This window comes from Vibrio sp. 03_296 (assembly GCF_002265885.1).
Genome location: NZ_NPKW01000205.1, coordinates 1 through 723, shown reverse-complemented (window position 1 = coordinate 723; position 723 = coordinate 1). Strand labels below are relative to the sequence as shown.

General features: G+C 40.0%; 1 protein-coding gene and 1 other annotated feature. The gene reads left to right on the top strand.

Annotation, left to right across the window (positions count from 1 at the left end):
• Positions 1-331: 331 nt before the first annotated feature.
• Positions 332-454: a sequence feature (Thr leader region), on the top strand.
• A gap of 30 nt (positions 455-484) precedes the next feature.
• On the top strand, positions 485-723 hold a 239-nt coding region (locus CIK04_RS23415), incomplete at its 3' end, for a hypothetical protein (RefSeq protein ID WP_142995000.1).

Genomic DNA, 723 nt, shown 5'->3' with positions numbered 1-723 from the left:
TCAGCAGAAGGAACGATCTCATAATAATCATTATTATGAGGATTTTTTTATTGTACTCTCAAGTTAAGCACAAAATTCCTCCCATGTTGGGAAAAAATTTTCCGTCGAAGATCTAGGTTAGCGAGTTTTCTAAAGCCATTTTGCTGAGAAGATCAAAATGCTGAGATTTAAGAACCTGAAAATGAGAACGCGATCTTAAAATGTGCGCATATGCATAACCCTCGCGATAAAAAAAACGTAACTTTTTGTTGACGAACCGCTCGAAACTACGGTAAACGTAGATACAAGCAAACACACAAAAGCAATAGATAACGTTTTATGATTCTTAACAGCCAACTAGTAATGACCACCACCATTATTATTACCGACATCACACATGTTGGGGCAGGCTGCTGAGCGAAAGAACAAATTTCAAAAAAAGGCCTGTATCCAACAAGATACAGGCCTTTTTTTATACAGATTAAAAATAATCCGGGAGGAAGGGATGCGAGTATTAAAATTTGGTGGCTCATCGTTAGCCGATGCAGACCGCTTTTTAAGAGCGGCGGACATTGTTGCTAACAATGCCAAGCAGGAAGAAGTTTCTGTAGTGTTGTCGGCGCCAGGGAAAACAACCAATAAATTGGTCGCGGTCATTGAATCTGCACTGAAAAATGGTGAAGCAGAACGACAAGTCGACGAGCTAGACAGTGCGTTCAAACAACTGCTGAGTGATATCAAACA